The 9435-nt window shown below is 45.5% G+C and carries 5 protein-coding genes; 3 read left to right on the forward strand and 2 right to left on the reverse strand.

The window, feature by feature from the left end:
- Window positions 1-667 precede the first annotated feature (667 nt).
- Complete coding sequence (locus IQ217_RS18215) at window positions 668-2839, forward strand: EAL domain-containing protein (RefSeq protein ID WP_194021296.1); 2172 nt, start codon at window positions 668-670, stop codon at window positions 2837-2839.
- A gap of 420 nt (window positions 2840-3259) precedes the next feature.
- Here the strand turns inward: IQ217_RS18215 and IQ217_RS18220 are convergent, their stop codons facing one another.
- Together IQ217_RS18220 and IQ217_RS18225 are read right to left on the reverse strand one after the other, a co-directional pair.
- A complete protein-coding gene (locus tag IQ217_RS18220; RefSeq protein ID WP_194021297.1) occupies window positions 3260-3934 on the reverse strand; it encodes a response regulator transcription factor in 675 nt (224 codons plus the stop codon).
- Window positions 3935-4100: 166 nt separating this feature from the next.
- Window positions 4101-5153 carry an ATP-binding protein gene (locus IQ217_RS18225; protein ID WP_194021298.1) on the reverse strand — a complete coding sequence of 351 codons (1053 nt, stop codon included), beginning with the start codon at window positions 5151-5153 and terminating at the stop codon, window positions 4101-4103.
- Window positions 5154-5489: 336 nt separating this feature from the next.
- Between IQ217_RS18225 and kdpA the strand changes: the two genes are divergently transcribed.
- Together kdpA and kdpB are read left to right on the forward strand one after the other, a co-directional pair.
- Window positions 5490-7166 (forward strand): potassium-transporting ATPase subunit KdpA, encoded by a 1677-nt coding sequence (gene kdpA, locus IQ217_RS18230; RefSeq protein ID WP_194021300.1) that lies wholly within the window; start codon window positions 5490-5492, stop codon window positions 7164-7166.
- A 72-nt stretch (window positions 7167-7238) separates the two neighbouring features.
- Window positions 7239-9338 carry a potassium-transporting ATPase subunit KdpB gene (gene kdpB, locus IQ217_RS18235; RefSeq protein ID WP_194021302.1) on the forward strand — a complete coding sequence of 700 codons (2100 nt, stop codon included), beginning with the start codon at window positions 7239-7241 and terminating at the stop codon, window positions 9336-9338.
- Window positions 9339-9435: the final 97 nt, after the last annotated feature.

Below are 9435 nucleotides of genomic sequence, written 5' to 3' on the forward strand. Positions count from 1 at the left end.
TCATACAGAATTGGCCCAAGTAGGCATTTTTTGACTACAGACGATAACAAAGTATTCATTAGGCAAAAATCTTAAAATCTCCTAACTACAACCAAGTTAGTTCGGTTGCTAGTGATAGCCACTTTGATTTTTACAAAGTTTAACATAATGCCTTGGCTTTGATAATATATTTGAACTCACTACTCCCCAAAAATAATTTGAATTTTTCACAGGCCTTAATTCGTACGGACAAACTCCAAATATTCAGTTAGGCTGAAACTGTGCAGGGCAGTTTGTAAACCGAGGATTTTGTATCAAGAAAAGTTCTGAGCCCGTCACCTTTGATAAGCGACTTGAGGTTGTTGTGTTCTCTTTCTTTATTCTGGTCAGAGAATAAACCTCTGAAAGCCTAAAGCCCATGATTAATAGCTATTTTATTGTTTTTTTTAAGAACAAATAAAATTTTTATTCAAAAATATATCAATAAGACCGCGCGATTTAAATCTTGATACCACAAAGTCATTCTGAGGCTGATTAAGAGAGGATATCAGTCCAATCGTTGCTCCTAGTTAGTCAAGATTCTTTACTTTTATTCCCAGTTCCAGACACGTGATTTTCATCAATATATACTCACCACATAAGAGGTGGGTATATTGAAAAAGCCTCGCCACTGAGCTAGTGATTTGCTATGTTAAAAACAAAAGGTAAAATTTTAGTTGTTGGTGATTCTGGTAATCTGCAAAAGCTCAGGGGGAAACTCGAAAACAAAGGCTATGAGTTTCAAGTTTGTCGATCTGATTCGGCTATCCTAAAAAATGTGTTAGCAATTAAAGTAGATTTAATTTTGCTTTACGTTAAACTCGGTGGTTATGATGCCTATGAGCTGTGTCGACGATTAAAAGCAGATGTAGAGATAGCTCCTATTCCTATCATTTTTTTAAGCGAACTGACTAGTACTTTTAATAAGGTTCGAGGTTTGGAGTTAGGGGGGGCTGATTATATAACCCAGCCCTTTCAAATGGAGGAATTATTCGCACGAATTGCAACTCACATATCTCTGCGGCAACTCCAGCGCCGACTTTGGGCAACAAGCACAGAACTAATTCGAGCAAAAAATAAGCAATTACTTAAAGAAATAGAGGATCATAGACAAACTCAGGAGGCTCTTTTTTTTGAGAAGGAATTAGCTCAGGTTACGCTTAAATCCATTGGGGATGCGGTAATTACCACTGATGCTGAATGTGCTGTTACCTATCTTAATCCCACCGCTGAATCACTAACCGGTTGGACGAATGAAGAGGCCTCAGGAAATCATTTATTTGAAATTTTTAAAATTATTAACGAATTTACCAGGAATCCGGTTAAAAATCCCATTATTCAAGCCCTGGAAGAAATTACGACAATTAATTTGGCGAAAAATACGAATTTAATTCGCCGTGATGGCTCCGAAATTCCCATTGATGACTCCGCTGCTCCAATTCAAGACCGTAAAGGAAACGTAGTGGGGAGTGTGGTTATTTTTCGGGATGTGACCATTGCCCATAACCTCACCCGTCAACTTACCTGGCAAGCCAGTCATGATTTTCTAACGGGTTTAATCAATCGTTCAGGCTTTGAACAGAAACTAGATGAGACCATCGCGGCAAATAACGAGGGCCATAATCATGTTTTATGTTATCTGGATTTAGACCAATTTAAGGTTGTCAATGACACCTCTGGTCATATCGCTGGGGATAAACTCCTACGTCAAGTGGCTAGACTATTACAACAAAGAGTACGAGAAGTCGATACCTTAGCCCGTTTAGGGGGGGATGAGTTTGCTTTTTTGCTATACCAATGCCCCTTAGAAAAAGCAATAGAAATTGCTGAGACTTCTAGGGATATGGTTGAAAAATTATGCTTCCAATGGGAAGGTAAAATTTTTCATATTAGTATCAGTATTGGCTTAGTGTCGATTACCCCCCATGAAAACGACAAAAATCGTCTTATGAGCATGGCAGATGCGGCCTGTTATGCTGCAAAAAATAAGGGAAGAAACTGTATACAGGTTTATCGTGATGATGATAATGATTTACGGCAACAAAGACGAGAAAGACAGTGGGTTGGTGAAATTCGTGATGCCCTAGAAGCAAATAATTTTGATCTCTATTGTCAGACTGTAATACCTATCAATAAAAAATCTAAGCTGATTTATTATGAGGTTTTGTTACGGTTATTGGATGAAAAAAGAATTATTGTTCCTGGCGTGTTTCTTCCTTCAGCTGAACGTTACCAATTGATGCCGACAATTGATCGGTGGGTTGTCAGTCAATTTTTCAGTCGTTATGATCATTATTATCAACAACATTCTGAACGAATGAATGTCTCTCAAAATTATTTATATGCTCTCAATCTTTCCGCCGCTAGTATTAACCATGATTATTTTCTCGACTTTTTGAAAATGCAATTGGCAAAAGTTTCATTTCCCTTAGGAACAATTTGTTTTGAAATTACAGAAGAGACGGCGATCAGCCATTTTGATCAAGCCGTAAAATTTATTAATGAAATCAAACAATTTGGTTGTTATTTTGCCATTGATGATTTTGGTCACGGAATGAATTCTTTTGAATATATTAAATATTTTCCCGTTGATTATTTAAAAATTGATGGCAGTTTTGTTAAAAATATTATTCAAAGCAAAGTTGACCGAGAGATAGTGGAAAGCTTTAATCGTATTGGTCATGTGATGGATTTACAAACAATTGCTGAATTTGTTGAAAATGCTGCCATATTGAGGGCTGTGGAGGCGATCGGTTTCGATTATGCCCAGGGTTACGTTATTTCAAAACCTTCTCCTTTAACGTTTGAACATGGGATGTGATGAATCGAAAGGGGTGATTAGCTCGTGTGAACAAGAAGCCCTATACAAGAGTTTGTTCGCCTTATTTCGAGAAGATATTGATCGTTTATGCCAGGCGTAGTAATCGCTTCTTGATTACTTTAATATCCGGCACATTAGCCTTATCGGCAAATTTGTCTTCCCCGCATGAATTAGCTCATTGATTCTGGACTTTTCTCGGCAAGCAAGTTCGCTGCCTATTTTAAAAAATTTCGCTCCATTTGTACCCTTTTCAGGTCATGGCGCAAGCTATTTAGTTTTTATCTTTCCGTTGATGCTAATTGACCTTTACCTGCTTCTTACCTGTCAATGTTGACTATTTTACCTATTTTCTTAAGGCACTTTCTGTTAAACCTATTTCCCTTGCTACTTGGCTTAGTTGACTGGGGGTAATCATCGGACTCAAAGGGAAACTAACCTTTTTTCAATGGCTAAAATGGCAGCTTGGGTCCGATCCCGCACCTCCAATTTACGCAAAATGGTATGTATGTGGACCCGCACTGTACCTGGTGCAATGTAAAGTTCGTCGGCAATTTCCTGGTTACTTTTGCCCCTAGCCACCAAGGCTAAAATTTCCAGTTCCCGCTTAGTGAGGGGATTGTCCGCCATGGCCAATGCCGGCACCGTCGGAGACGATGGGCTGTGTTGAAACGCTGTCTGAATTTCCTGAGAGGCGATGGCATCCCACCAGAATGCACCGGCCACCACTGAGCGGATGGCAAGCACCAATGTTTCTGCTGCTACCCCTTTGACGCAATAACCCTGGGCATGGGCTTCAATCAGGCGGTTAATGAGGGCAGGTTGGGAATGGGAAGTGAGAATAAGAACTGGTAATTGTGGATGAATTTTTTTGATTTGATGGCAGGTTTCAATGCCACCGATACCGGGTAATCCCACATCTAAAATCACCACATCAAAAAGCTGTTGATTGACGTAGGCGATCGCCGTTTCTCCATCTTCAGCTTCCCCGGCCACATCTAACCCCGGTTCTTGGCTGAGGCGGGTCACTAACCCCAGGCGGAAAAGTTCATCATCCTCCACCAGGAGAATCCGAATTGGAGTGGGGGCAATTGACATAGATGGTGTTGATTAACAAAGGGGACTTAACTAATTAGTCTAAATTAGGGCTACAACTAGCTGCTTAAATCCTTGCTATCGAAAAATTTTGCTTTCTGAACCATATCATTTTCGTTTAAAACAGGCTTGAAAATGAATAGTAATAAACCAAAGAGCCGGTTAAGCCCTAGGATTCTATGGGCAGAGAAAAAGCAAAAATGGCTCCTTGGGGAGAGTGGGGTTCCGCCCAGATTTTACCGCCGTGGGCTTCAATAATTTGGCGGCTGAGATATAAACCTAGTCCGGCTCCCTTCGCTTGGCGATCGCCATGGCCTTGATAAAATCGCTCGAAGAGATTGGGCAGATCATAATCAGGAATGCCCCGTCCTTCATCGACAATTTGCACCTGGAAATAATTATTTCTCGAAATCAAGGAAATTTCCACCTTACAACCACGGGGGGAATGGTTAATGGCATTGGTAATGAGGTTATTAAAAACCCGTTGTAGTTGTAGGGCATCGGCTTGTACCCAGTAGGTCTGGCGAAAGTCGGAGTTACCTTGGCGCAGACATAAATGGATTTGACGGGACGTGGCCAGGGGGGTGAGTTGCAGAATTACTTCTTCGGCCAGACTAGTCAGATTGACCGGTTCCTGGTGTAGGTATAAACCCTCTGTGTCATTGTGATAAACATCCATTAGGGTTTCAACCAGTTGCAAGGTCATGCGGTGGCTACGCATCATAATGGCGATCGCCCGTTGTTGGCCATGGGTAACGGCCCCAAACTGTCCTGCTTGGAAAGCATTGAGGGTTTCAATTGCTCCCAAAAGAGGAGTTTTCAAGTCATGGGTTAGGGTTGAGACAAAATCCTCCCGCACCTTGGCCAGTTGAATTTGGGTTGCTAGTTGTACCTGTTGTTTTAGCATGGCCGCTTCGTATTGTTGCAGGCGATCGCTCAGCCAAGCGGTGACCAGCAGTGCCAGTACGGTGATAATCCGATTGGCCAAGGTAATGGGGGTGATTGGTTCAATGCCCGGAATCCACAAATTTAGTAGGGTTAGACCCACCGCAATGCCTGTTACCCAGAGGGTTGCCCGACGCCCCAGCCGCACACTGGCCAATAACACTGCCCCAATGTAAAGGTAGCCGAGCACATAGGGAGGGGGAGTGCTGTATTCCAGGCTAATCACAATTAAAAAAAGAATTGCTAGCAACCAGTGGGTACGGGTCCAAATACGCATTGTTTGGTCAGACAATCATTGAACAGAAATGGCTTTGAAGGAGCAAAATTACAGGGGACTTCCCATCCATACTAAAACAAAAAAAATGAATTTACTTGTTTAATTACTTCTATATCATTTGGTATAGATCAAAGCTAAGCAATTTTAATATGGGCAATGAAATTGTTTAAGTATAATCTATAAACATCTTTTAAATTCTCTTCTATACCTTGTAGAAATTCGTTGATCAAGGCAAGCTGATGACATGGATAAATTAGCGGCGGAATTTAACTTTTTTAGAGTAGTGAGTGACCCCACTTGTCCTGCCCTAATATTACTTGGAGATGACAAAGTTTTATGTGGCAAGGTTTTGTACAAATTGCACTGATTTTAGCCATCCTTGTGGCCACGGCCCCCTTGCTTGGGCGTTATATGGCGCGGGTTTTTCTTGGTCAGTCCACTTGGCTCGATAAAATTACCCGGCCTGTGGAGTCCTTAATTTTTGCTGGCTCTGGCATTACGGAAAATCGCCCCATGGGGGTAGCCCAGTATATTAGCGCTGTGCTGATCAGTAATCTGGTTATGGGCGTTTTTGTCTTCCTAATCTTGATGCTGCAGGGCAGTTTGCCCCTCAATCTCACGGCTTTAGCTGCCCCCTCTTGGGATTTGGCCCTACACACTGCGATTTCCTTCGTGACCAACACCAATCAACAACATTATTCCGGAGAAACTACCTATACCTACTTTAGTCAGGCTGGTGCCCTGGGCTTTTTGATGTTTACCTCCGCGGCCACCGGTATTGCCGTGGCGATCGCCTTTATTCGGGGCTTAAGCGGCCAGGCGATCGGTAATTTTTATCAGGATTTAGTGCTATCAATTACCAGAATTTTATTGCCAATTTCCCTCGTGGGGGCAATACTCCTCCTCCTGGCTGGGGTGCCGGAAACCCTTGCTGGACCAGCCCAGGTGACTACCCTAGAGGGAGCAACTCAATGGATCGCCCGGGGTCCCGTGGCCCATTTTGAAATCATCAAAGAACTAGGGGAAAATGGCGGCGGTTTTTTCGGTGTTAACTCTGCCCATCCCTTCGAAAATCCCAATAATTTTGCCAACCTACTGGAAACGGTGATCATGATGGTGATCCCGGCGGGTTTAATCATCACCTACGGCACCATAGCGGGTAACCCCAAACAGGGATGGTTAATTTTTTGGATGGTGTTTATTCTCTATGTAATCCTGATTACCGTCGCCGCCGTAGGGGAGTTTCATGGTAATCCCCTGGTCAATCAAATCTTCGGGGAAACCCAACCCAATTTAGAGGGCAAAGAAGTGCGCTTAGGTTGGGTATTGACGGCCCTGTGGGCTGTGTCCACCACGGGAACCATGTGTGGGGCGGTCAACGGCATGCACGATTCTCTTATGCCCCCCGGTGGTTTTGTCACCCTATCGGATATGTTCCTACAAATTATTTGGGGAGGCCAGGGCACCGGCACGGCCTATTTATTTGTGTTTCTCATCCTGACGGTTTTTCTCACTGGGTTGATGGTGGGGCGGACACCGGAATTTTTGGGGCGCAAAATCGAGAAGCGAGAAATTGTCCTCGCTAGCTTAATTCTTCTAATCCACCCCATTGCCATTTTAATTCCGACGGCCATTACCCTCGCCTTTCCTGACACCCTAGCGGGCATTAGCAATCCGGGTTTCCATGGCATTTCCCAGGTGGCCTACGAATATGCTTCCGCTGCCGCCAACAATGGTTCTGGCTTTGAAGGCTTGGCGGATAACACTCTTTGGTGGAATTTAAGCGCCAGTTTCTCGTTAATTGCCGGACGCTATGTACCAATTGTGGCCTTGATTTTCTTGGCCGATGGCATGGCCCGCAAACAACCCGTTCCGGAAACCAGCGGCACTCTCCACACCGATACAACCCTATTCACTGGGATTACTGCCGGAGCCATCATTATCCTCGGTGCCCTGACTTTTTTGCCCATTTTGGTGCTCGGCCCAGTGGCGGAAGCTTTCAATTTGGTTTAGCTCCGAGCAATGTTAGCCGACGCTTGATTTCTATCTTTTCCCTACTCTTAAATCCGATTTTTACCTAAGTTTATGGATTTCACTTCCACTGTGCGACAACCGGGAGGGCCACGACAACAGCGGCGACATACCCCAAAAGCCAATCTTTCCGATCTCTATCAACGGGCTTTCAAGGAAGCCTGGGTCAAGCTCAATCCCAAAATCATGATCAAAAATCCGGTCATGTTTATGGTTTGGGTAGGCACCTTGATCACCGGGGTGTTGACCATCAATCCCAACCTATTTGGGGTGACTGGCACCTCAGCGATGTTTAACGGTTTGGTGACGGTTATTTTGTTATTTACAGTCTTGTTTGCCAACTTTGCCGAAGCGGTGGCCGAGGGGAGGGGAAAGGCCCAGGCCGATGCCCTGCGGTCAACCCAGACTAAGACCTATGCCCAGCGAATTTTAGCTGATGGTTCCCTAGAAATGGTCAGCTCCACCCATTTAAGGAGAGGCGATCGCCTTAAAGTGACCGCTGGCGATATTATCCCGGCCGATGGGGAAGTGTTGGAGGGGGTGGCCTCGGTGGACGAATCTGCCATTACAGGGGAATCGGCCCCAGTGCTCAAGGAACCAGGTTCCGATGTGGCCAGTTCCGTGACTGGGGGCACCCGCATCATTTCCGATGAACTGATCATCCGGGTGACGGCGGATCCGGGGAAGGGCTTTATTGACCGCATGATTGCCCTGGTGGAAGGGGCGGAGCGCAGTAAAACCCCCAATGAAATTGCTCTGACAGTGCTGCTGGCGGTGTTGACCTTGGTGTTCCTAATTGTGGTGGCCACCCTACCGCCTCCGGCCAATTACATCCATAGCCCAGTGAGCATCACCCTACTCATTGCCCTCTTGGTGGCTTTGATTCCCACTACCATTGGCGGTTTGCTGAGTGCCATTGGCATTGCTGGCATGGACCGGGTAGCCCAGTTTAATGTGGTGGCCACTTCCGGGCGGGCCGTGGAAGCCTGCGGAGATATCAACACCTTGGTGCTAGATAAAACGGGCACTATCACCTTGGGGAACCGTTTAGCGGAGACTTTTCTGCCAGTGAATGGCCATTCTGTGGAAGAAGTGGCGGCGGTCGCCTTGGGGGCGAGTATTTTTGACACTACCCCGGAAGGAAAATCCATTGTGCGCTTGGCGGAAAAAATGGGAGCCAATTTGGACTTTGATCCCCAGGAGGCGGAGGGGGTGAAATTTTCTGCCCGGACTCGCATGAGCGGTACCAATTTACCCGATGGTAGTGAGATACGGAAAGGGGCGGTGGATGCAATTCGAGGTTTTGTCCGGTCAAGGGGAGGCCAGTCCCCCACGGATCTTGATGAAGCCTACCGCCGGATTTCCCACCTAGGGGGCACTCCGTTGGCGGTCTGTCGCAATGATGATATTTACGGCGTAATTTACCTCAAGGACATCATCAAACCAGGTATTCAAGAGCGATTTAATCAACTGCGGCGCATGGGGGTCCGCACCGTGATGCTTACGGGGGACAATCGCATTACCGCTTCAGTAATTGCCAAGGAAGCGGGGGTTGATGACTTCATTGCCGAAGCCACTCCAGAAGACAAAATCCAGGTTATTCAACAGGAACAGGCCGCTGGTAAATTGGTGGCCATGACTGGAGACGGTACTAACGACGCTCCGGCCCTCGCCCAGGCCAATGTGGGTTTAGCGATGAATTCTGGCACCCAGGCGGCCAAGGAAGCAGCGAATATGGTGGACCTCGATTCTGATCCCACCAAATTAATTGACCTGGTGACCATTGGCAAACAACTTCTAATCACTAGGGGGGCATTGACCACTTTTTCCCTGGCCAACGACATTGCTAAATATTTCGCCATTATTCCTGCTATGTTCGCCGGTATTGGCATTGGTTCCCTCAACATCATGGATCTGAACAGTCCCCAATCCGCCGTGCTCTCGGCCCTGATTTACAACGCTCTGATTATCCCCGCCCTCATTCCCCTGGCCCTACGGGGGGTAAAGTTCCGCCCTTTAAGTGCAGATCAACTACTTCAGCGCAACATTTTAATTTATGGGTTGGGGGGCATCATTGTGCCCTTTGTGGCTATCAAGCTCATAGATCTTGGTCAGGACTTACGCAAGATAGATGAGGTTAAGGTAGTAGGATGACTTCTTTCACTCGTTTAGATTACTGTCAGTATTTATAGCTAATTAGGATAATTATGAGACGTTAAGCTATGCAGTAATCTTGAATAACCTTATCTAT

Source organism: Synechocystis salina LEGE 00031, from assembly GCF_015207985.1.
Lineage (GTDB): Bacteria > Cyanobacteriota > Cyanobacteriia > Cyanobacteriales > Microcystaceae > Synechocystis > Synechocystis salina.

Coding starts and splice junctions, on each gene's coding strand:
- IQ217_RS18215 (WP_194021296.1), top strand. CDS start 668: ATGTTAAAAACAAAAGGTAAAATTTTAGTTGTTGGTGATTCTGGTAAT.
- IQ217_RS18220 (WP_194021297.1), bottom strand. CDS start 3,934: ATGTCAATTGCCCCCACTCCAATTCGGATTCTCCTGGTGGAGGATGAT.
- IQ217_RS18225 (WP_194021298.1), bottom strand. CDS start 5,153: ATGCGTATTTGGACCCGTACCCACTGGTTGCTAGCAATTCTTTTTTTA.
- kdpA (WP_194021300.1), top strand. CDS start 5,490: ATGTGGCAAGGTTTTGTACAAATTGCACTGATTTTAGCCATCCTTGTG.
- kdpB (WP_194021302.1), top strand. CDS start 7,239: ATGGATTTCACTTCCACTGTGCGACAACCGGGAGGGCCACGACAACAG.